This is a genomic window from Micrococcus sp. TA1, assembly GCF_014199555.1.
GTDB lineage: Bacteria > Actinomycetota > Actinomycetes > Actinomycetales > Micrococcaceae > Citricoccus.
On the sequence record NZ_JACHNW010000003.1, the window covers coordinates 101,522 to 123,736 of the forward strand.

Below are 22,215 nucleotides of genomic sequence, written 5' to 3' on the forward strand. Positions count from 1 at the left end.
CATGCTCACCCTCGCACTCTCGCAACTCAGGCACCAGCCCCGCCGGTACGTCTCGGTACTGCTGGCCATCGTCATCGGCGTCACCTTCCTGGCCTCGGCCCTGCTGGTCGGCTCCTCCTCCACCGCCAGCCTGCGCAACTCCCTGGGCGCCACCTACTCCCGCGCCGACCTCGTCATCGCCCCCACCCCCGACGCCGGTTTCGAGACCCGGGAGGAGCTGGCCGGCGCGGCCGGCACGTCCGCGGAGCCGGGCCCGCTGCAGGACGTGGAGGGCGTCCAGGAGGCCTACGCGCACGTCGTCACGTCCGTGGGCGTCAAGCGCCCGGCGGATCGGCAGGGCGCGGGCACGTGGGGTCCGACCACGGACTACGCACAGGTGGCCAGCGTCCCGCAGGACCCGTCCCTGATCCCCGAGGACCTCGTGGCGGGCCGCTACCCGGCCGCCGGGTCGGCCTCCGAGGTCGTCCTGGACGAGCGCACCGCCCGGGACTTCGGGCTCGACGTGGGCTCCGGCACCTTCCTGATGTCCGGGACGGCGGCCGACGCCGCCGGTCGCAAGGTCACCGTTGTCGGGCTCTCCGAGGTCTCCCAGGACCCGAACGCCATCGGTGCCATCCAGGTCCGCGGCGACGAGGCCCTGACCGTTCAGCTCACGGCCGACTCCCTGGCCGCAGCCCTGCCCGATGACGCTGCCGGCGGGCTCAGCGCCGAGGAGCAGGCCGCTCAGGCGGAGATCGCCGAGGCCATGACCGCGCGGTACGCCGAGCACATGCTGGTCCGCCTCGAGCCCGGGGCCGACCGTGACGCGGTCGCGGCCGCCCTGCAGGACGCCGCCGACACCGAGGGGCTGGCCGTCACCGTGGCCACCCCGGACGTGCAGGCGCAGCGGCAGATGGCGCAGATGACGGGCTCCGACGTCTTCGTCTGGGTACTGGGGGCATTCGCCGCCATCGCCCTGCTGGTCACCGCGCTGGTCATCGCCAACACCTTCTCGGTGCTCGTGGCCCAGCGGTCCCGGGACCTGGCCCTGCAACGCGCCCTCGGCGCCTCCCGGCGCCAGGTCCGCGGCTCCGTGCTGGCCGAGGCCGGGATCGTGGGCCTGGCCGGGGGCGTGCTCGGCGTCGCCGTGGCCTGCGGCCTGGTCGCCGTGCTCGTCGCCTGGGGTGCCACCAACGAGGGCTTCGGCTTCCTGACCTTCGAGGCCACCTCCCGGGACCTCATCGTCTCGATCGCCGTGGGCGTGCTGCTGACCGTGATCGCCTCCTCCTCCGCCGCCGTCGCCGCCACCCGGGTCTCCCCGCTCGAGGCGATGCGCCCGAGGGAGGACGCCGCCCTGGGCAACCGGGCCGGCGTCGTGCGCCTGGTGGCCGGTGCCCTGCTGCTCGTGGCCGGCGCCGCGGGGCTGGTCTGGGGTGCCGCGAACGTCAACCTGGGGGTCGCCGTCGCCGGTGGGGCCGTGTCCTTCGTGGGCGTGCTGATGCTGGCGGTGCTGTTCGTCCCCGCCGTCGTGTCCGTGATGGGCCGGGCGGCCCGCCCGGCCGGGGTGCCCGGACGGATGGCCCGGCTCAACGCGGTGCGCAATCCCGGGCGGACCGCGGCCACCGCCTCCGCGCTGCTGATCGGCACCACCCTGGTCGCGATGATGCTGACCGGCGGCCGTACCGCGCAGGTGCAGATGGACACCATCTTCCGGGCCGAGTTCCCGGTCGACATGCAGGTCGGGCTGGCCGCCGACGGCGGTGCCGCCGAACGCGATCGGGTCGCCGCCCTGGACGGCGTGGACGCCGCGGCGCTGCTCGTGCCGACCGGCACCGCAGAGGTCGAGGGCGGCTCCACTGCCGTGTACGCCGCCGACTCCGCGCAGCTGCGCGAGGTCGTGGCCGGGCTGCCGGTCGGCGAGGCCGAGCGCCTGGGCGAGCCCGGCACCGTCCTGGTGCCGAACACCGTGGAGTCCGAGACCCTGACGGTCACCGGGCCGGAGGGCTCCCGGCAGTTCGACACCGTCCTGAGCGCCTCCTCCGCCCTGGTGCCGGTGATCTCCCTCGAGGACGCCCGGGCCCTGGGCCTGGACCCGGGGGCCGGTGCGGGGGCCGGTGCGGGGGCCGGTGCGGGGACGACCGCCACGGGCTCCGGGGAGGCGGAGACCGCCCCGCAGCTGTGGCTCCAGGCCGGGGAGGGCATCGCCCTCGACGGGTTGCAGGAGCTGAACACGGCGGTGGCCCAGGCCGCCGGGGTATCCCAGGAACAGGTCAGCGGCGAACTGGCCATGCGGCTGCTGTTCACCGTGATCATCGACGGCATGCTCATGGTCGTCACGGCCCTGCTGGCCGTCTCGGTGCTCATCGCCCTGATCGGCGTGGCGAACACGCTGTCCCTGTCCGCCATCGAGCGCACCCGGGAGAACTCCCTGATGCGGGCCCTCGGCCTGACCCGCGGCGGGTTGCGCGGCATGCTCGCCCTGGAGGCGGTGCTGATCTCCGGGGTCGCGGCCCTCATCGGCAGCGCACTGGGCACCGTCTACGGCGGCTTCGGCGCCCACACGGTGTTCGGGGAGATGGCCGCCGGCATCGGCCAGTCGGTCGTCTGGCCGGCCGTGCCGTGGCCCGAGCTCGGACTGATCGTGCTGGTCTCGGTGGCCGCCGGGCTGCTGGCCTCCGTGGCACCCTCGCGGCGGGCCACCCGGCTCTCCCCGGTGCAGGGGCTGGCCACGGCCTGATCCCGGCCACTGCGCACGATCGGAGTCGGCCCTGGGACCCGCGCGGTCCTAGGGTCGGCTCCATGAGCACCGGACCCGCAGGCCGACGCGATGTCCTCCGGGCTGGGCGGCCGGGCCCGCCGCGGGGTGACAGGAGATACGGCGCGGCCCACACTGGAGCGGTGAGGGACCAACGCCTCGAGCACGATGCCGCCGCCCGGCGTGCCATCAGCTTCATCACGGCACGGGCCGCGGAGCCGATCACGGTGGCGGACATGGCCGACGCCGCCGGTTACAGCCCGTTCCACTTCACCCGCCTGTTCGCGGACCGCGTCCGCGTCACCCCGAACCGGTTCCTGGCCGGGGTCCGGTTCCACCGCGCCAAGCAGCTGCTGCTGGCCGGGGACGACCCGGTCATCGACATCTGCCACGAGGTCGGCTTCTCCTCCCCCGGCACGTTCACCCGCCGGTTCCGCGAGGAGGTGGGCGTGGCACCGTCCGCCCTGCGCCAGCTGGCCGAGGACCTGTCCGTCTCGACACCGGCCCCGTTCACCCTCTACCCGGACGGCGTCACCGAGGCGGACCTCGCCGGGGGCCTGCCGGACCCGGCCACCGGCCTGCTCGGCACGGTGGACGGCACCGTCCACCTCCCGGCCGGGCTGCGCGGCGGCCCCGGACTGGCCGCCCTGGTCTGGATCGGCTTCTATCCCGCGCCCTCGCCCACCGGACTGCCCGTGACCGGCGTCCTGCGCCTCGGCGAGGGCTCGTTCCGGCTGCCCCTGCTGGCCTCGGCTCCCTGGCTGCTGGCCACGGCCGTGCCGGCCACTGCGGAGCCCCGGGACCACCTGGCCAGCCCTCGTCCCGCCGTGGGGATCCATCCCCGCCCGCTCGGCCGCACCGCCACCGTCCAGATCACCCTGGCCCCCGCCGCCCCGTGGCAGTTCCCCGTGCTCTCCGCCCTGCCGGCGCTCGTGCCCGCGCACCACCACTTCCTCAGGAGGACGTCATGACCGACCACGTGCCCACCGCCAACACCGACTCGATCGGCATCAGCCACGGTTCACCCGTCTGGGTGGACCTCACCGTCCCCGACCTCGCCGAGGTCAAGCCCTTCTACGAGATCATCTTCGGGTGGCGCTTCGATGACTACGGTGAGGAGTTCGGCCACTATCACATGATCACCAACGGTGGCGCCCACGTGGGCGGGGCGATGTCCCAGTCCGGGGACGGCTCGGGGCAGCCGGCCGCCTGGTCCGTCTACCTCAAGAGCGACGACATCACCCGGTCCCTGGCAGACACCGCGGCGGCCGGCGGGAACGTGCTGGTGCCGGCCATGCCGGTGGGTGACCTCGGCCAGATGGGCGTGGTCACCACGCCTGGGGGCGAGGTCCTGGGCATCTGGCAGAACGGGACGTTCGGGGGCTTCACGATGACCCGGACCGTGGGCTCGCCCGTGTGGTTCGAGGTGATGAGCCTCGACTTCGACGCGGACGCCGAGTACTACCGCTCCGTCTGGGGCTGGGAGCCGACGCTGCTGGCCATGGACGGGGCGGAGTCCGGGGCCCAGCGCACCCGCTACGCGAACAACCGTCCCGGGGAGGCGGCCACGGCCGGGTTGTGCGAGGCCGATCCGTCCTGGTTCCCCGAGGGGACGCCGTCCTACTGGCGGGCGTACTTCATCGTGGAGAACGCGGACGAGGCCGCCCGGACGATCACCAGCCTCGGCGGCTCGGTCCTCGACGGTCCCATGGACACCCCGTTCGGCCGTCTCGCCACGGTGGCCGACCCCGCCGGGGCGACCTTCCAGATCGCCCAGATGACCGAGGAGGACCAGGCCCGCCGGTAGGGCCTCAACCGGCCTGGACGGTGGCGTCGTCCGCCACGGCTCAGAACGGCCGGCGGCGCAGGATCTCGGGGAACACGGCGGACAACAGGGGCGCCACCCCGCAGCCGTCGGGGGCGGCGGGTGCCTTCGGGTCCATCCAGGCCAGTTGCTCGATCTCCGCGTTGGGCTCGGGCACCTCGTTGCGGGCCAGCGGCCGCAGCAGCGCGAAGACCTCGGAGTGCAGGAGGCGCCCGTTCTCGTTGGCCGCGGGGGTGTCGAACCCGCCGAGGTACTCGAGGTCCTCGGCCGGCACGGTCAGGCCGGTCTCCTCGGCGAGTTCCCGGACGGCGGTCTGGAGCGGGGACTCCTCGTCGCGGTGCTTCCCGCCGGGGAACATGAACATCGTGGTGCCGGTCTTGCGGACGGTCAGGACCTGCCCGTCCGGCCGGTACAGGACCACGGCGGACACCAGGATCCGGTTCTCGGCCTCGACACCGCCCAGGGGATTGCTCACGGGACCATCTTCTCCCGTTCGCGGGGGAAACGGCGCAGATGACGGACCCTGGCGTGTTGGCGGTCCGGGCCGCTGCGGACCACGCGTCCGGGCATGGCGGCCGGGCGCGGGCCGGTCCTAGGGTGGGGACCGTGACCGACATCTGGCCCCTGATCCACGCCGAGCGCGCAGCCCTGGCCGATGACCTCGCCACCCTGACCGACGAGCAGTGGAAGCGGACCACGCTGGCCACGGAGTGGACGGTGGAGGAGGTCGTCGCGCACCTGTCCGCCGCGGCCACCACCGGCCGGTGGGCGTGGCTGAAGAGCATCATCGGGGCCGGCCTGAACCCTGCGGTGCACAACAACCGCAGCCTGGCCGAGCATCTGGGCGCCACCCCGGCCGGGACGCTGGAGAACTTCCGCCAGGTCATCGGTTCCACCACGGTCCCGACGAACAACCTGGCCGCCTGGCTGGGAGAGGTGGTCGTCCACGGCGAGGACATCCGGGAGCCGCTGGGCCTGCAGCGGGCCTATCCGCGGGAGGTGCTCGTGGTGCTGCTCGAGTTCTTCGAGTCCTCGAACTTCACGGTGCCCTCCAAGGCGCGCGCCCGGGGATTGACCCTGGTCGCCACGGACCTGGGACGCTGGGTCGGGTCCGGCCCCGAGGTCCAGGGCACCGCCAGGGACCTGATCATGGCCATGGCCGGACGAGCGGTGCCGCTCGAGCGGTTCTCCGGGCCGGGCGCCCTCGACTTCGACGCCCGGGGCCAGCGCCCGTCCCAGAAACGCTGAGCGTCCCCTCCCTCAGCCCAGGGCCAGCTTCGCGGCGATGGCCACCATCACCACGCCGACCACGAGGTCCACGATCCGCCAGGTGCGGGGGGTGTCCAGCACGGGGGCCAGGGCCCGCACGCCCAGTCCCAGGGTGAGGAACCAGAGGGCGGAACCGGTCACGGCGCCGGCGGCGAAGACCCACTTGTCCGCCCCGTAGGAGTTGGCCAGCGTGCCCAGCATGACCACCGTGTCCAGGATGGCGTGCGGGTTGAGCATCGAGACGGACAGTGCCGTGAGGACCACGACGTGCACGGGGGTCGAGGCCCGCGCCCGAGCACGGAGCCGGACCGCGAGCGCGGGCCTCGTGGCCACCGCGACGCCGCCCGCGCCGCCCTCGTCCCGGGGCCGGACCGCTGTTGCCCCCTCGCCCTCCGGTTCCTCGTCGACCCCTGCCGGGCCGGCGCCGGGCAGGGGCGGTTCCGTCCGGCGGGAGGCGAACGCCGAGCGGAACGAGCCGAAGGCGAACCAGAGCAGGTACGCCACCCCGGACCAGGTCAGCACCTGCAGCACCCAGGGGGCGCGCTCGGCGACCACGCCGACCCCGGCGGTGCCGGCGAAGATCAGCACCAGGTCCCCGGCCAGGCAGACGGCCAGGGTGAGCATCAGCCGGTCGCGGCGGATCGCCTGGCGCATGATGAACAGGCTCTGGGCACCGATGGCCACGATGAGGGCGAGGCAGGTCAGCAGACCGGTCAGGAAGATCGTCACCCGGCCACGCTAGGGTGGCCGGCATCTTCCGTTCCACATGCATATCCTTCAGGGTATTAAGCTTTCTTTCATGAACACCGAGCACCTGCGGGCCCTGGCCGCCGCCGTGGACGAGGGTACCTTCGACGCGGCCGCGGCGTCCCTGCGGATCTCCGGCTCGGCCTTCTCCCAGCGGATCCGCTCCCTGGAGAAGGACGTCGGACAGGTGCTGCTGACGCGCACCGTCCCGGTCGGCACGACGGCGGCCGGTGACCGGATGCTGCGCCTGGCCCGCCAGGTCGCGGTCCTGGAGGAGGAGGCCCGGCGCTCGCTCGGGCAGGGCACCGGAGGCCGGGCCGTGCTGTCCGTGGCGGTCAACGCGGATTCACTGGCCACGTGGTTCGTGGAGGTGCTGCAGCAGGCGGCGACCTGGGACGACGCCGTGCTGCAGCTGCACCTGGAGGACCAGGAGCACACGCACGAACTGCTGCGCCAGGGCACCGTGATCGCCGCGGTCACCGAGAGCCCGGCGCCGGTCTCCGGGTGCGTGACCATGGAACTGGGCACGATGGTCTACCACCCGGTGGCGGCGTCGTCCCTGCTGGACCGGTACCGCCGCCCGGACGGCTCGGTGGACTTCACGGCCGTACCGGTGCAGGATTTCGGCAGCCGGGACAACCTGCAGCGATCCCGGCTGGCGGCCTGGCGCGAGGACCGCCCCGGGACCGGCGCCCTGCCGCCCCGGCACCAGGTCCCCACGGTCCACGGGTTCAACGCGGCGGTGGCGGCCGGCCTGGGCTGGGGCATGATCCCGGCCGGCCAGTTGCCCGAGGGCGTGCTGGAGGGCAGCCACCCGGACCTGGTGGTGATCCCCGAGCTCGAACAGGCCCGGGTGCCGTTGCACTGGCAGCGATGGTCCGCCGGGACCCCGGCGCTGGACCGGCTCACGGCCGCCGTCCAGCTGGCCGCGCGCAACATGACCTGATTCCCGCGGCCGGTGGTGTGGACTGGTGGTCCCGGCGACCGCCCCACCCGAAGGACCCGCATGACCTCGACAGCCCGCCCCGCCCCCGCCCACGTGCTCCTGCTGGGCTTCGGCGCCATCGGCCGGCAGGTGGCCCTGCAGCTGGCCCCGGAACGTGAGGCCGGCACCGTCCGGATGTGGGCAGCCGAGCGGGACGTGGCCGCCAGCCGGCACCGCGCCCTGCCCGGGGTCGAGCTCGTCACCACCGGAGCGGACCTGGACTGCCTGAACTGGTCCGACGTCCTCACCCGGGCGGACCTGGTGGTGGAGTGCGCCGGGGTCGCACCGGCCGGTGAGTACGGGCCGGACGTCATCGCCGCGGGGACCGACCTGGTCCTGACCAGCGTGGGCGCCCTCGCCGATTCGGACATCGCGCGGCGGTTGCTGGCCGGCCCCGGCCGGCTCTGGGTGACGTCCGGGGCGATCGGTGGTTTCGACGTCCTGGGGGCCGCCGCGGACGCCGGCGGGCTCGACAGGGTGCGCATCCGCACCACCAAGCTCCCCACCTCCCTGCTGCGCCCCTGGATGTCCCCGGCCGCCCGGGACGCGTTGTCCGCCCTGCGCCCCGGTGACGAACCGGTGACCGTGTTCTCCGGCGGCCCGGCGCAGGCCATCGATCGGTTCCCGGCCAACGTCAACGTCGCGGTCGGCCTGGCCTGGGCCACGCGGGGCCGGCCGGCCGCCGGCGGGACCGAGACGGGCGGGACCGAGACGGGTGGGGCCGAGACGGGTGGGAGCGTGACAGGTGGGACGGTGCGGGGCGCGGAGGACGCGGCGTTGCTGCGGCGCTCCCTGGACCGGGTGCGGGTGGAGCTGGTCGCCGATCCCGCCGTCGAGCGCAGCCGGCACGAGATCCTGGCCGAGGGACCGGCCGGCCGCTTCGAGCTCTCCTTCGAGTCCGCACCCAGTCCGGAGAACCCGAAGACCTCCGGTCTGACCGCGCTCTCCGTCGCCCGGACGATCCGCGAGGTCCTCGAGCGCCGCCTCCGGTGACCAGAAAGGGCAGGCAGGCCGGAGAGAGCGGTCAGGAGCCGGCGAGCATGTCCAGCACGAGGGGCTTGACCCTCGAGCCGTAGAGCTCGATCGAGCCCATCATGTACTCGTGCGGCAGCGAACCGTTGCCGTACTTCATGCCGAAGCGGCTCGCTCCGAGCGCCGTCACGCTGCGCGCGATCTTCCGCGCCACGGTCTCCGGGGAGCCCAGGTGCAGGGCCCCGTGCTCGATCTCCTGGCGGAACTGGATGGGGCTGGGGGCCGGCCAGCCCCGTTCGGCGCCGAGCTTGCGGATGGCGGCCTCCCAGTGGGGGTAGTACATCTCGGCGGCCCGTTCGTCCGTCTCGGCCACGAAACCGTGGGAGTGGACGGCCACGCGGCGGGCCTCGTGGCCGAACTCGTCGATCGAGCGGCGGTAGAGCTGGGCGAACGGGGCGAAGCGCTCGGGTGCACCGCCGATGATCGCCAGTTCCAGGCCCATCCCGTGCTTCGCCGCGCGCACCACCGAGGCCGGGGTGCCGCCCACCGCCACCCAGGTCGGCAGCCCGTGCTCGTGCGCCGTCGTCGGGAACACGGACTGGCGCTGCAGCGCGGCCCGGGTGGTGCCCTGCCACGTGACCGGACCCTCCGTGCGCAACTGCGCGAACAGGTCCAGCTTCTCCTCGAAGAGCCGCTCGTAGTCCTGCAGGTCGTAGCCGAACAGCGGGAAGGACTCGATGAAGGAGCCCCGGCCCAGCGAGACCTCGGCGCGACCGTCCGAGACGGCGTCGAGGGTGGCGAAGCGCTGGTAGACGCGCACCGGGTCGTCCGAGGAGAGCACGGTCACGGCGGAGATCAGCTTGAGGTGCCCGGTCTTCGACGCGATCGCGGACAGCACCGTCTCGGGCGAGGAGACGGAGTAGTCCGGACGATGGTGCTCGCCGATGCCCAGCACGTCCACGCCGGACTGGTCCGCCAGGACGCCCTCGGCCACGAGGTTGCGCAACACCTCGGGGTGGTCCAGCGGCCGGCCGTCCAGGGAGTGTGTCACGTCCCCGAAGGTGTGCAGGCCGAACTCCAGCGTGCCCTCCGGCAGGGACCCGGCCCGTTCGGTGCCCGGGTTCGGGTGCGGGGCCGCGTGGGCGATGGGACCCGCGGCGGGTGCGGGGCCGTCGTCGGGCCGGGCGGCGCGCGCCTGGGCGGGGTGGTTCGGCTCGGTCTCAGGGTGGGGATTCTCGGTCACGTCAGGCACAACGTGCGCGGCGACCGGATCATTCCTTCAGTTTTGAATCACTCGGTCCGGGTGTGGCCGGGAACCCACGGCCGCGGCGCCAGCGCGCACCTGCGGATCAGAAGAACCCGGCGAAGCGTCCGACGATCGCCAGGATCACGAAGACCGCCACCAGGACGAGGACCAGGACGAGCCAGGCCTTGCCCTTGGCACCCTCGCCCGGCTTCTCGACGTCCATGTCCGGGTTCGTGGGGCCCACCCCGGTGCCCTCGGCCGGCGGGGTGTCCCCCTCGATGCTGTGCCCCGTGCTCTCCCGCGTGGCCTTGGCGGCCTCGTCGCGGTCGTGCCGGGCGTCTTCGGAGCTGAGGTCTGCCATGCTGGCCTGCCTTCCACGGTGGGGTGTACGCATCCCGCGCACGCCCTCAGGCTAACAAGCCCTCGGCCCGCCGCGGACCGGGATCAGGCCGGACCGGTGGTGATCCCGTTGCTCAACCGGCGGTCGGCCGACTGGAGCAGTTCGAAGGCCAGTCGGGCCGCCTCCCGCGCCGGATCCTGGGCCCACTGCGGGACCTGGGTCGCCGGGTCCAGACGGTCGAACGCCACGGTGCCGCCGACGCCCACGACGAATCCGAACCGGGCCGAGTGGGTCTCCACCGGCCCGTCGCCGAACAGGCAGACCAGCCCGGCGCCGCCCGTCGACGCGTCCACGAACACCTGGGTCGGGGTGAACCTCAACTGCGGGGTCAGCCCGGACTGCACCGCCCCGGCACCGCCGCTGCTCCAGCGCTGCCGGACCGTGACGTCCCAGCGTCCGCCGGGATCCGGGATGGTGTGGGGCTCACCGGCCGCGCGCAGCCGCAACTGGGCCAGGGCGAACCGTACCCGATCGGTCCAGGCCTCGGGAAGCTCCGGTGGACCGGTCAGCTCCCAGTCCCGAATGAGCAGCCGGTGATGGAACACCGTGGGCCGGTACACCGTGCCGCGGACCGTGCTGCCGAGCCTGCTGCCGAGACTGGCGCTGAGGGACAACCGGGTCCCGAAACCGTCCGGGCTGTCATCCACCTCCTCCCAGTCGTGGCGGGTCACCGTCTCGGTGAGTTCGAGAATCGTGTCCATCTCCGTGCCCTGTCTCATGTCCGTACCCCGCTCCATCTCCATGCCCCGTTCCATCTCCGCGCCCGGTCGTCTCGTCTCACCCGCGCACAACCGGTCCGCGCCGGCCCCGAACCGCGGGGCGGTAGACGGGGCGGGGAGAGCCCGCCCGGGAAGCTGATGCGCGTGGTCGGAGCCTGGATTCGTCATCGGGTCTCCCTCTCTCCTGATCGGTCACCTGAGGTCCTGTGAACAGGACACCACCCCACCCTCGGTGCGCCCTATGCCGGTCCTGTGCCGAACCTGTGTCTGCGGAGCCGGCGTCCGGGGGCCCCGTTTCCGGATCTCCGCGCCCCGTGAGCGCGGACCATCGGTCCTCACAGGGGGAGTGCCGTGGACGCCATCCCTGCGTCACGCCCAGACTATGCCGCGACCCCGGCAGGGCACCACCCTGATTTCCGAAAACGGCGAGGTCAGGCGGCCTCCGGGCCCTCCGGCGACCCCGAGGCGGGCAGCGCCACGGTGAACACGGTCCGGCCGGGCGCGGAGTCCACGGTGGCCTCCCCGCCGTGCGCGTGGGCCACCGAGCGCACGATCGACAGTCCCAGGCCCGTGGAACCCTCCCGCGCGGCGCGGGCGGTATCCCCCCGCACGAAGCGGTCGAACAGCCCGGGCATCAGGTGCGGATCGATCCCGGGCCCGTCGTCCTGCACGGTCAGGCGCACGGTCCCGACGCCGTCCGCGGCCTCCTGCTGGAGACGCACCAGCACGGTGGTCCCCTCCGGCGTGTGCTTCCGGGCGTTGCCCAGCAGGTTGGCCACCAGCTGGGCGAGCTGCTGCCGGTCGCCCAGCACCGTCACGGGGTCCTCGGGGACGTCCACGGTCCAGTGGTGGTCCCGGCCGGCGGCCGAGGCGTCCATGACGGCGTCCATCACCAGTTCGCCCAGGTCGACCTCGCCGCGCCGGACCTCGCGCCCGGCGTCGAGCCGGGCCAGCAGCAGCAGGTCCTCGACGAGGGACCCCATCCGGTCCGACTGCTGCAGCACCCGTCCCAGCGCGTCCTGGCCGCGCTCGGTCAGGGGCTCGGTCAGCCGGATCATCTCGGCGTATCCGCGCACGGCGGCCAGCGGTGTGCGCAGCTCGTGCGAGGCGTCGGCCACGAAGGTGCGCAGACGCTGCTCGGAGCGGTTGCGCTGCTCGATGGCCACGTCCACGGAGCCGATCAACTGGTTCAGGGCGAACCCCACGTCCCCCACCTCGTTCCCGGGTTCGGCCAGCTCCCGGCGCACGCGGTAGGGCGCCAGCGAGACCTCCCCGGACCCCATCGGCACGTGGGCCACCTCCGCCGCGGCCTGGGACACCTCGCCGAGCGGGCGCAGCGATCGGCGGATCCACCACCAGCACAGCAGCCCGGCCAGCAGCAGGGCGGCCAGGGACCCGAGCACCTGCACCCGCGCCAGGTTCGCCTTCGTCTTGTCGATCGCCGCCGTGGGCACTCCGAGGACCGCGAAACCGTCGTCCCCGACACTCTCCGCGTGCAGCAGGAACCGGCCGCGGTCCAGGTCCAGGATGCGGTTCACGCGGGGGTCCGGCACCCCGTCGGTCTGGCCGCCCAGTCTGGCCTCGTGCCTCTCCTGCTCCACCCTGGCCTCCTCGGTCAGTGCGGCCAGGGCCTCCACGTCACCCGCGGAGAGTTCCACCTCGTCCCAGTTGTCGTTCTCTGCCGAGGCCTGGACCACCCTGCCGTGGACGGTGACCACTGCGACCATCCCCGCCGCCGTGCCCGAGGCATCCAGCGGGTCGCGGCGGAAGTCCGGGGTCTCGTCGCTCGATCCGCGCGTGATGTAGGTGTAGGAGCGGTACCAGATCTGCGCCAGGTTCTGTTCCAGCTGGTTGTCCACGGCCTTGCCCGTCAGCGCCAGGGAGGCCACGGTGAAGGCGCTGAGGACCACGGCCAGCAGGGCCACCACGCCGGCCGCGGTCCTGACGGCCAGGCTCGTCCGCCGCGGGGGCCGGGCACCCGCACGGTTCCGGACGCGATCGCCGGCCGAGGGGGGTGAGGCGCCCGGAGCCGGGGACGCCGGCGGCGCCGCCGGCTCCGGATCGGGGGACGGGCCGGGAGGCCCGCCGGACGACGAGGTCACCGCGGCGGCCTCAGACGGCCGGGCGAATGACATACCCGGCGCCCCGGACGGTGTGGATCATCGGTTCGCGGCCGGCGTCGATCTTCTTGCGCAGGTACGAGATGTAGAGCTCGACGATGTTGGCCTGCCCGCCGAAGTCGTACTGCCAGACCCGGTCCAGGATCTGCGCCTTGGACAGCACGGCCCGGGGATTCTCCATGAGGTACCGCAGCAGGTTGAACTGGGTGGCGGTCAGGTCCACCGGATCCCCGCCGCGCGTGACCTCATGGGTGCGGACGTTGAGCACCAGGTCCCCCACCACCAGCTCGTCCGAGTCCTGGGCGGCCACCCCGGAGCGCTGGACCAGCCGGTGGAGGCGGATCAACACCTCCTCCAGCGAGAACGGCTTGGTGACGTAGTCGTCCCCACCGGCGGCCAGGCCGCGGATGCGGTCGTCCACCGAGTCCCGGGCGGTGAGGAACAGCGCCGGCACGTCGGGACGGAAGGAGCGGATCCGGTCCAGCACCTGCAGACCGTCCAGCTCGGGCAGCATCCAGTCCAGGACCAGCACGTCCGGCTGGGCGTTGCGGGCGGTCTCGACGGCGGCGTGTCCGGCATGCGCGACGTGCACCTCCCAGCCACACAGGGTCAGGCCCATGGACACCAGGTCCGCCAGCATCGGCTCGTCGTCCACGACGAGGGCCCGCAGGGCGCTGCCGTCCGGATGGGAGAGCTTCGGCAGGATCTCGTGCAGGGCCGCGAGGGAGGTCGGCGAACCGGTGGCGGCTGACGGGCCTGAGGCCGGGGAGCCGGAGGACAGGCCAGGAAGTGACGAGTTCATGGTGCGCTCCTAGAGGCGGACGGGTGGAAGGACGGGGGTGCCCACGTCCTAGTCCAAACCCCTATCCTGTCAGGGGATTCTGTCCTACCTGTGCCCAGACTGTGAAGGGGTGACGCAGCCCCCGTCGCCGTCGGACCAGGCATCCGGCTGCCCCGGTGTCCGTGACCGCGGCGGCCGGGGTCAACGATGCGGGGCGCGGGTCCTGGAGAGCACCCACACGTTGGTGCCGTCGCGGCGTTCGTAGACCACGGTGTCGAGCAGGGTGCGCATCAGTGCCAGCCCCCGGCCGGAATCGGCCAGGGTGTCCATGCGCCGGCTCTCCTCCAGGTCGATGCGGGCCGGCTCGGCGTTGATCTCGTAGATCTCCGCCGTCAACCGGTCCGGACTGATCGTGAGCTCCACGGACAGGTGCACACCCGCCGGACTGCTGGGCACCGCGTGGTCCACCACGTTGCTGGCGGCCTCCACCACGGCCAGGGTGAACGCCATGCGCTCCCGCTCGGCCACGTGGCAGGCGTCGTCCCACAGTGCCTCCAGGTCATCCTGGAGGGCCTCCACGGTCTGGCTCGTGGCCGGGCCCCGCCGGGAGCGCGTGACGACGGGGTCAGTCATCCCGGAAGGCGGACGCGGCGTCGGCATAGGGCGTGAGCACCGTGTCCAGGCCGGTCAGCTCCAGGACCATCCGCACCTGGGCACCGAGCGCGGCGATCCGCAGGTCGCCACCGGCGCTCCGGGCGGTCTTCAGGGAGGCCACGAGGGCACCGAGACCGGATGAGTCGATGAAGTCGACACCACCCAGGTCGACCACCACGCGGTGGTGCCCCTGGGCGACGTGGTCGGCCACCACCTGGCGCAGCCTGGGGGCGGCGACCATGTTGAGCCGGCCGGTCGGGCTGATCACCGTGTGGGTGGGGCCCTGTTCAGCGGTGTACTGCATCGATTGTCCCTTCGTTCGCCTCGTGCCCGCGATATCGCGCGGCCCTGACGAGCACGCTCATCACGACCAGGTCGAACACTACCCACACCACGTTGACCAGTGTGCCCACGGGTTCGTTGAGTCCTGTCGCCAGACGGACCGCCCCGACCACGAGCGCGATGGCCAGCAGCGCCATGGCGACCAGCTGGGGACGGATCAGGTGCCAGGCGGGCCCGCCGTCCTGACGCACCTTGGGTGTCACGGCGAACCCCAGTGGACGGCCGAACCACACGTTGCGGGCGGCGGTCGTGCACGCCTTGATCCAGGTGGGGAACAGCGCCAGGCTGTACTGCTGCCCCCGCCACGTTGGCACGCCCCGGGCCACCACGAGGAACAGCAACTGGTTGACCACGATGAACGGGATGAAGCGCAGGAAGAAGTCCGCGCTGAAGGCGGTGACCGGAAGGACCCCGAGTACCAGGAAGATGATCGGCGCGGCGAGGTAGACGACCGTGGCGAAGCCGGAGAGGTAGGTCCACATCGTCCCGAGGTACATCAGGCGCTGCCCCCAGGAGAGATTGCGCTGCACCAGGGGATTCTCGCGGAGCATGACCTGGATGGTTCCCTGCGCCCAGCGCAGGCGCTGGGTCAGCATGGTCTTCAGGTCCTCGGGCGCCAGCCCGTGGGCGAGGATCTCGTGGTGGTAGACGCTCCGCCAGCCCAGCCCGTGCAGCCGCATGGCGGTGGCCATGTCCTCGGTCACGGAGATCGTGGCCAGCGGCATGATCGGCTGCGCCTCGTCGGGCCGGTCCACGGCCACGGCGCCGAGTACCTCGTCCACGGACTCCAGGGCGCCCAAGGGTGACCACTCACGACCGGCAAGCTGGTCCAGGGCGGACTCGAGCTTCTCATGGTGCTCCGGCCCGCCATCGCCGCGCAGGCCCATCGCGGAGATCTCCTCGAGGTCGGCCCGGATCGCCCGGACGTCCCGATCCACCAGCGAGCGGGTCGCCGACTGGACCTCCCGTTGCAGCCGGTAAGTCACCTCGCCGAGGGGGACACCGGCCTTCTGCTCGGCCCGGGCCCGGGTCGTGGCCGCCAGCACCTCATCGAGGACCCCCGCCACCACGGGGTCGGCCGCCTCGGGCGAGCGGCGGGCCCTGCGCATGGCCGACCGCACCGAGTCCAGCGCCCGGCGGACGACGCGCTGGACCTCCTGGACATACCGGACCAGGCCGAGCTGCATCAGTGCCTCGCGGCGCAACACGGCGTTGGAGCCGCAGAAGAAGGCCGCGTTCCAGCCGTCCTTGCCGCTCATGATGGGGCCGTAGAACAGGGGTGCCTGGCTGCCCAGGGGGTCGTCGGCGGGAACGTTGACGAAGTACTGCGGGGTCTGCACCAGGGCGACCCGGCGGTCGTTGAAGTAGCCCAGCGTCCGGTCCAGGATCTCGGGCGCGGGGACCTGGTCGGCGTCGAGGATGAGCAGGAACTCGCCCTCCGTGGCCATCAGGGCGTTGTTGAGGTTGCCCGCCTTGGCGTGGCGGGGCCGGTCCTGCCAGTCGATACTGCGCGTCAGGTAACCGATGCCCTCCCGTTCGGCGGCCGTCCGCATGTCGGGACGGGCGCCGTCGTCGAGGATCCAGGTCTGGTGGGGATACCGGATCTCGCGCGCCGCCCGGGCCGTCTCCACCACCATCTCGACCGGCTCGTTGTAGGTGGTGATGAAGACATCCACCGTCAGGCCCGGCGCGGGGTCCGGGGGAATGCGGTTCCGGACGCGCCACACCGTCAGGCCGAAGAGCGTGACGTCGATCAGGCTGTAGGTCTCGGCCAGGACCAGCGGCACGGCGATCCACCAGGCCGACCAGTTCAGGGACTCCAGCCACCGCCACGCCACGTAGTTGACACCCAGGATCAGCGTGAGTATCACCAGCAGCCGGACCGTGAAGTGCCGGAATGTCATCGAGTGTCCCCCTCCTCGTTCATCCCGGGTGCTCAGCCGTGCTCGTCACGGCTGACGGCCAGGATGGTCAGGTCGTCATCATGGCCCCGGCCCCGGGCGTAGGCCGTCATGCGTTCCACCAACTCGGCGGCCCCGAGGCGATGGAGTCCCGAGCGGTAGGCGAAGTCCACCGATTCCTCGAGGGTCGGGAAGAAGTCGAGATAGCCGTCCGAGATCACCACCAGGGTCTCCCCGGGCTCCAGCGTGGTGGTCTGCACCGTCCACCGGGTTCCCGGCAGGGCTCCCATGGGCGGACCGGACAGCGCCAGCCGGCGATACCCGCCCTGGCCCAGGATGAAGGCCAGCCCGTGGCCGGCGTCCACGAATTCGAGGACCCCGGTGGCCGGATCGAGCCGGGCCGAGAAGACAGTGACGAACGCCCGAGCGTCCTCCAGCATCTGTTCGGCCGCCAGCGACGCCCGGTGAACGGTGCCGTCCTGGTCGTTGAACTGGGCGGCACCCATCAGCATGGCCCGCACCGAGGCGGCCAGCAACGCGGCGGCGATGCCCTTGCCCATCACGTCCGCCAGGTGGACCTGGAGGCGGCCGTCGTCCAGCTCCTGCCAGGTGAAGAAGTCCCCGCCGATGTCCCGCGTCGGCACGCACCGGCCCGCCACCTCCCAGCCGGGCAGGTCCGGGCGGGTGTGCGGCATGAGGATCTGCTGCACCTCGGCCGCCTCGTCCAGTTCGACCTGCCGGGCCAGTTCGCTCTCCACCCAGCCGGCCATCTCGGCCAGCAGCTGGCGGTCACGGTCCGTCATCTCACGCGGCCTGTCGTCGACCAGGCAGAGGGCCCCGACGGGTTCGCCCCCGGGGGCGTGCAACGGGTGCCCGGCGTAGAACCGCCAGCCCTCCTCCCCCGTGGCGAAGGAGTGGTCCCGGTAGCGGCCGTCCCGGGTGGCGTCCTCGACGATCAGCTCGTCATCGGCCTGGACGGTGAAGACGCACATGGCGTCCTCGCACGCCGTCTCGACCGCACCCCCGAGGCCGACCCCGGCCTTGGTGAATTGCCGGTCGGCGTCGACGAGGTTGACCGCGGCAGCCTTGACCCCGAAGATGTCCCGGGCCATACGGACCACCCGGTCGAAGCGTTCCTCCTGGGGGGTGTCCAGTATTCGAAGCTCATGCAGCGCCCGTACCCGGGCGGCCTCCCCGCGATCCACCGTCTTCACCGTCACATCCACGATGGTAACCATCCCGGCGGCCGAATCGGAGGTCAGACCCGGATTGACGTGGACGGACCCGGTGGTGTCCCACTGCAGAGGCGGGCCCCCGCAACACGGGTCCGCCGCCTCTCGGGCCGAACGCCGGCCCACCGCCCGTCCCCGGCCGGTCAGGAGGTAGGCATGGAACGGCCCACGGGCCCCGGCTGATCAACGGTTGCGGGAGAACAGCATCACCGCACAGCCGGCGGCCAGGGCGGTGAGCAGGATCAGGGCGGCCGGCACGAGCGCCCAGAGGTCGCCCACGATGCCCAGGCCCACGGAGAACCCGCCCATGCACAGGTAGGCGATCGCGAAGTACCGGCTCATCAGGGAACCGGCCCGTGCGGGGTGGTGGCGCACCAGTTCGCCCATCTCCTGCGTGGCGCTCAGGTAGGTGAACCCGTGCCCGACGCCGGCCCCCACCGAGGCGACCAGCGCCAGCCACACCTGCCCGGTCACCAGCATCGCGGCGAAGCCGGCGATCCCCAGGATCACGAAGACGTGACCGAGACGCCGGGCCGCGGGGTAGGCGATGTCCCTGGACAGGACCTGCACGAGGCCGGCCACCCCGAGGACGATGGCCACGATCCCGCCCAGGGCGGTCAGGCTGTCCACCTGAAGCGCCGCTCCGATCAGTCCCGGTCCGACGGACTGGTACAGCCCGATCATTGACCAGCTGGTCGCGGCCGTCAGGCTGATCATCAGGTGGCTGCGCGGCTGCGGGTCGGCGTTCCCCGGTTCGGCAGGCACCCTCCCGGACGCCGCCCCACCGGCCGTCGGCGTCCCCGTCCGGGCGGACGGATCGATGGCCGACTCGGCCACGCCGTCGGTCACCGGGGCCCGGTCGGCGGCCGTCGCGTTCCGGCCGGGGTCCTCGGCGCCGGGACCCTGCGACGCCACCGGCGTGGCCCCGTACGCCCTCAGCAGCACCAGCACGGCCACCAGGGCGATCGCCGCTCCGGCCATGGGGGCGGCCGTCCCACCGGTGGCGTCTGCCAGCAGACCTGCGGCCAGGGGACCCAGGCAGGCACCGAGGATCGCGCTCAGGGTGACGAGCAGGGCGGTGAAGGGGCGGGGCCGGGGCGGAGCGGCCTGGTACAGGGCGGCGCTGCTGGCGGTCATGATCACGCCGAGGGCGAGTCCCTGGACGGCACGCCCCGCGATCAGCGCCCCCGGCCCCGCGGCCAGCGCGAGCGCCAGGGAGGCCGGCACGGAGACGGCCACGGCCCAGGTCATGAGCGTCCGCGGGGGCCATCGTCGCAACCATCGCCCCGCCAGGACCAGTCCCGGGATGAGCCCGGCGACGTAGACGGCGTAGACGAGGGTCTGGACCGTGGCGGGGAACCCCATCTGCTCACGCCAGGTGGCATACAGCACGGTGGGGGCGTTGACGGCGGAGAAGGCGAGGAGTGCGGTGAGGAAACCGGTGACCCGGGGCACGGGGCGCGTCTCGGTCACCCCCGCCCCTCTCTCCCGGCCGGCGGCCGGTCAGTCCCCGTTCAGTCGATCAGCCCACCATGGTGATGTCATGGCGATCCACGCCGGCGCGAAGCGCGGCCGGCGCTCTCCTGATCGTACTGCGGCCGCTCAGGTGCCCTTGGCCGGATTGTCCGGATCGGCCGTCTGGTCCTCGTCGACCATGACGTACCGGTATCCCTCCTGGAAGGGCTTGGGCGGCGTCGTATGGCGCTGGATGGCGTCCGGGTCGCCGTCCACGTCCTCGCCGGCCGCCCGGCGGACGTTGGGCGGGGGCTCCTTGCCCTGCATCCGGTACGCCGTGGCGACACGCTGGGCCCGTTCCACCCTGAGCTGCTCGCGGGGGTTCAGTCCTGGCTGGCGGCTGGCCGGACCGTAGACGTCGTTCGCCGCGTGCCGGATCCGCCACAGGATCCGGTACCCCAAGGACAGGCCGGTGTTGTCCTTGACCAGGGGATGGATCTTCTCGTACTCATGCATGGCATGCCTCCCAGAGGTCAGCCGTTACGACGCAACGGCCGCGCCTCCAGTCTAGGTTGGGCCTACGGGAAGGAAAACGGCTGGCGACCCTGCGCCCGGCGAGCCCGCATCCACGGACGGTGGCGCTCCAGGGGGATGACGCCCCCCGTCCTCACGCCAGCGACAGCGCGAAGGACAGGGCGAAGCCGGCCGTGGTGCTCACCGCCACCGCCGGGCCGCCGTGCTCGTAGGCCTCCGGCATCAGGGTGTCCGCGAGCGAGGCGATGACGGCCCCGGCGGCGAAGGCCAGGGGCAGGGAGATCGTCTCCGGGTCAGTGTTGGCCAGCGGTCCCGCACCGATCACGACGGCCACGACCAGCAGTGCGGCGCAGACCGTCCAGAGCAGGACGGCCCTGCCCCGGGGCATGCCCCGCTCCCGCATCGAGGCCGCCCCCACCAGGGACTCCGGGAGGTTGGACACGAAGATGGCCGCGAGCAGGGCCATGCCGCCCGTGCCCTCCGAGAGCGAGACGCCCAGCGCCACGTTCTCCGGGACACCGTCGAGGGTCACGGCCGCCAGGAGGGCGAGCCCCGCCGCTCCGCTGGCGGAGGCCGCCGTGGGCGGTCTGTCCTGCGCCGCGGCATCCGTGTCCAGCTTGGCGCTGCCCTGCCGCAGCTCTGCGTCCTCGGACGAGGGACCGGGTTGCGCCCAGCGGTCGAGCAGCGCGCTCAGGACCGTGAACACCACCGCACCGACGAACAGGCCGATGACCGCTCGCCAGATGCCCCCGCGCTCGTAGGCATCCTCGAACAGCTCAAAGGTCAGTGCGGTGATCAGGGCGCCGGCGGCGAAGGAGAGCAGGATGGCCAGGACGCGCTTGGGCAGGTCGAAGCGCACGCCGATCAGCGCGCCGATGATGAGCGCGCTGGAGGCGATGACGCCGAAGATTAGGGACTCGGCCACGGCTCGACCGGACTCAGGTGCCCTGGACGGGAGGGGTGCCGAGGGCGTACCGGTCCACCCTGCGGTGGTAGCGCATCCCGACGAGTCCGCCCAGGACCGCTCCGACCAGGGCGAGCACGGCGGCGACGACCACGGCGATGATGCCGCCGGCGGTCAGGCTTGCCGGGTCGACGGGCACACCCGCCAGGCCGCTGAACTGGCCGAACATGTCGAACTGGCTGCCGGCCACCAGGCCCACGAGCGCCAGGATGACGGCGATGACGATCGCCCACAGCCACACGGCCAGGCCCTGCTTGGCCCCGTCGAAACGGGCCATCCTCCCGGCCACGTAGCCGCCGCAGAAGTACGAGATGAACACGATCAGCGCCAGCACGATCGCACTCACGAGACCCACCGTCGTCGCGGTCTCCGTGGCCTGCTCTGCGACCTGGTTGGGATCGGTCTCGGCGGTCAGCCCGACCCCGATCCCGAGGGCCGACAACAGCGCGGTGAGCAACACCGCCATACCGGTGGCCGCCAGCCATCCGAAGAAGGCCACGCCGAACTTGATGCCCCCGAACTTCTGCTTCTCCGTGGGGACGGCCTCATCGTGGCGGTCAGGGGGCGTGGTGGATCCGGACGGTGTCTGCTCGCTCATGACGGTCTGCTCCTCAGGTGTCGTATGAACCAGTCTCGGGCCAGCCGGGCGGCCTGCTCGAGCGTGCCGCGCTCCGGGAACAGGTGGGTGGCGCCCTCCACCACCTCCAGCCGGTTCTCACAGTGCAGTTGCGTCTGGGCACGGGCATTGAGCTCCAGCACCTGGTGGTCCAGGCTGCCCACGATCAGCAGCGTGGGCGCCGTGACCTGCTCGAGCCGCGGCGCCGCCAGGTCCGGCCGCCCGCCCCGCGAGACGACGGCGCCCACCCGCGTCCCGGGTTCGGCCGCCGCCCACAGCGCGGCACCGGCGCCGGTGCTGGCCCCGAAGAACCCGACCGGGGAGGATCTGGCCTCCGGGTGCTGGTGCACCCAGGCCTCGGCCAGGGTCAGGCGCTGGGCGAGCAGGGGGATGTCGAAGACGTTCTGGCGGTCCCCTGCCTCCTCCTCCGTGAGCAGGTCCGGCAGAAGGGTTCCCAGGCCGGCCTCCTGCAGCACGGAGGCGACGTACCGGTTGCGCGTGCTGTGCCGGCTGCTGCCGCTGCCGTGGGCGAAGATGACCACGGGGGCGTTCGGGGCCGTCAGGTGCAGGCGACCTGCTAGCCCGGCGTGCGCGGCCGGGATCAGCACGTCCCGGCCCGCGTCCATCCTGTCCGGGGTTTCCGTCATCGCTGCCGACCCTTCCCGTGGGGGCGCCGGGCGGCCGGGTCCCCGAGGGACCGGCGGCTCTCCGCCCGGTGA

The 22,215-nt window shown here is 72.6% G+C and carries 22 protein-coding genes; 6 read left to right on the forward strand and 16 right to left on the reverse strand.

Going from position 1 to position 22,215, the window contains the following annotated elements; translation table 11 throughout:
• Position 1 precedes the first annotated feature (1 nt).
• From GGQ69_RS14170 to GGQ69_RS14180, 3 genes are all read left to right on the forward strand, one after another.
• Positions 2–2,716 carry an FtsX-like permease family protein gene (locus GGQ69_RS14170; protein ID WP_183529680.1) on the forward strand — a complete coding sequence of 905 codons (2,715 nt, stop codon included), beginning with the start codon at positions 2–4 and terminating at the stop codon, positions 2,714–2,716.
• A 161-nt stretch (positions 2,717–2,877) separates the two neighbouring features.
• A complete protein-coding gene (locus GGQ69_RS14175) occupies positions 2,878–3,705 on the forward strand; it encodes a helix-turn-helix transcriptional regulator (RefSeq protein ID WP_183529682.1) in 828 nt (275 codons plus the stop codon).
• Positions 3,702–4,541 (forward strand): VOC family protein, encoded by an 840-nt coding sequence (locus GGQ69_RS14180; RefSeq protein ID WP_183529684.1) that lies wholly within the window; start codon positions 3,702–3,704, stop codon positions 4,539–4,541. Before GGQ69_RS14175 ends, GGQ69_RS14180 begins: the two co-directional genes overlap by 4 nt.
• Before the next feature lie 40 nt (positions 4,542–4,581).
• Here GGQ69_RS14180 and GGQ69_RS14185 read toward each other — a convergent pair whose 3' ends face one another.
• Positions 4,582–5,034: an NUDIX domain-containing protein gene (locus GGQ69_RS14185; RefSeq protein ID WP_183529686.1), complete on the reverse strand. Its 453-nt coding sequence runs from the start codon at positions 5,032–5,034 to the stop codon at positions 4,582–4,584.
• 131 nt (positions 5,035–5,165) lie between these two features.
• Between GGQ69_RS14185 and GGQ69_RS14190 the strand changes: the two genes are divergently transcribed.
• On the forward strand, positions 5,166–5,807 hold the full coding sequence (locus GGQ69_RS14190) for a maleylpyruvate isomerase family mycothiol-dependent enzyme (RefSeq protein ID WP_183529688.1): 642 nt from the start codon (positions 5,166–5,168) through the stop codon (positions 5,805–5,807).
• Positions 5,808–5,819: 12 nt separating this feature from the next.
• Here GGQ69_RS14190 and GGQ69_RS14195 read toward each other — a convergent pair whose 3' ends face one another.
• Positions 5,820–6,557, reverse strand: a complete 738-nt coding sequence (locus tag GGQ69_RS14195; RefSeq protein ID WP_183529690.1) for a LysE family transporter — start codon at positions 6,555–6,557, stop codon at positions 5,820–5,822.
• 70 nt (positions 6,558–6,627) lie between these two features.
• Here GGQ69_RS14195 and GGQ69_RS14200 point away from each other — a divergent pair, with 70 nt between their 5' ends.
• Together GGQ69_RS14200 and GGQ69_RS14205 are read left to right on the forward strand one after the other, a co-directional pair.
• Positions 6,628–7,521, forward strand: coding sequence for an ArgP/LysG family DNA-binding transcriptional regulator (locus GGQ69_RS14200; protein WP_183529692.1), 894 nt, complete (start codon positions 6,628–6,630; stop codon positions 7,519–7,521).
• 60 nt (positions 7,522–7,581) lie between these two features.
• The gene (locus GGQ69_RS14205; RefSeq protein WP_183529694.1) at positions 7,582–8,553 is read left to right on the forward strand and encodes an aspartate dehydrogenase domain-containing protein; all 972 of its coding nucleotides are present in this window, start codon (positions 7,582–7,584) and stop codon (positions 8,551–8,553) included.
• A gap of 31 nt (positions 8,554–8,584) precedes the next feature.
• On the opposite strand, the gene GGQ69_RS14210 is transcribed toward GGQ69_RS14205, so the two are convergent.
• The 14 genes from GGQ69_RS14210 to GGQ69_RS14275 form a co-directional block, all read right to left on the reverse strand.
• Entirely contained in the window at positions 8,585–9,613 is a 1,029-nt protein-coding gene (locus GGQ69_RS14210) for an LLM class flavin-dependent oxidoreductase (RefSeq protein WP_183529793.1), read from the reverse strand.
• A 268-nt stretch (positions 9,614–9,881) separates the two neighbouring features.
• A complete protein-coding gene (locus GGQ69_RS14215) occupies positions 9,882–10,139 on the reverse strand; it encodes a DUF6480 family protein (protein WP_010144004.1) in 258 nt (85 codons plus the stop codon).
• Positions 10,140–10,222: 83 nt separating this feature from the next.
• A complete protein-coding gene (locus tag GGQ69_RS14220) occupies positions 10,223–10,897 on the reverse strand; it encodes a hypothetical protein (protein ID WP_183529696.1) in 675 nt (224 codons plus the stop codon).
• A gap of 431 nt (positions 10,898–11,328) precedes the next feature.
• Complete coding sequence (locus tag GGQ69_RS14225; RefSeq protein ID WP_183529698.1) at positions 11,329–12,825, reverse strand: cell wall metabolism sensor histidine kinase WalK; 1,497 nt, start codon at positions 12,823–12,825, stop codon at positions 11,329–11,331.
• A gap of 184 nt (positions 12,826–13,009) precedes the next feature.
• Positions 13,010–13,819, reverse strand: coding sequence for a response regulator transcription factor (locus GGQ69_RS14230; RefSeq protein ID WP_298043509.1), 810 nt, complete (start codon positions 13,817–13,819; stop codon positions 13,010–13,012).
• Between the two features lie 180 nt (positions 13,820–13,999).
• Positions 14,000–14,431, reverse strand: a complete 432-nt coding sequence (locus tag GGQ69_RS14235) for an ATP-binding protein (protein ID WP_183529700.1) — start codon at positions 14,429–14,431, stop codon at positions 14,000–14,002.
• On the reverse strand, positions 14,424–14,756 hold the full coding sequence (locus GGQ69_RS14240; protein ID WP_183529703.1) for an STAS domain-containing protein: 333 nt from the start codon (positions 14,754–14,756) through the stop codon (positions 14,424–14,426). Before GGQ69_RS14240 ends, GGQ69_RS14235 begins: the two co-directional genes overlap by 8 nt.
• Positions 14,740–16,698, reverse strand: a complete 1,959-nt coding sequence (locus GGQ69_RS14245) for a glycosyltransferase family 2 protein (protein ID WP_183529705.1) — start codon at positions 16,696–16,698, stop codon at positions 14,740–14,742. The genes GGQ69_RS14240 and GGQ69_RS14245 overlap by 17 nt, the downstream gene beginning before the upstream one ends.
• Positions 16,699–16,730: 32 nt before the next feature.
• Entirely contained in the window at positions 16,731–17,915 is a 1,185-nt protein-coding gene (locus GGQ69_RS14250) for a SpoIIE family protein phosphatase (RefSeq protein ID WP_183529707.1), read from the reverse strand.
• 195 nt (positions 17,916–18,110) lie between these two features.
• Positions 18,111–19,400, reverse strand: coding sequence for an MFS transporter (locus GGQ69_RS14255; protein ID WP_183529709.1), 1,290 nt, complete (start codon positions 19,398–19,400; stop codon positions 18,111–18,113).
• Between the two features lie 129 nt (positions 19,401–19,529).
• A complete protein-coding gene (locus GGQ69_RS14260; protein ID WP_183529711.1) occupies positions 19,530–19,898 on the reverse strand; it encodes a hypothetical protein in 369 nt (122 codons plus the stop codon).
• A gap of 151 nt (positions 19,899–20,049) precedes the next feature.
• On the reverse strand, positions 20,050–20,841 hold the full coding sequence (locus tag GGQ69_RS14265; RefSeq protein WP_183529713.1) for a ZIP family metal transporter: 792 nt from the start codon (positions 20,839–20,841) through the stop codon (positions 20,050–20,052).
• 13 nt (positions 20,842–20,854) lie between these two features.
• Positions 20,855–21,478, reverse strand: a complete 624-nt coding sequence (locus tag GGQ69_RS14270) for a hypothetical protein (RefSeq protein WP_183529715.1) — start codon at positions 21,476–21,478, stop codon at positions 20,855–20,857.
• The gene (locus GGQ69_RS14275; RefSeq protein WP_183529717.1) at positions 21,475–22,143 is read right to left on the reverse strand and encodes a dienelactone hydrolase family protein; all 669 of its coding nucleotides are present in this window, start codon (positions 22,141–22,143) and stop codon (positions 21,475–21,477) included. The genes GGQ69_RS14270 and GGQ69_RS14275 overlap by 4 nt, the downstream gene beginning before the upstream one ends.
• Positions 22,144–22,215: the final 72 nt, after the last annotated feature.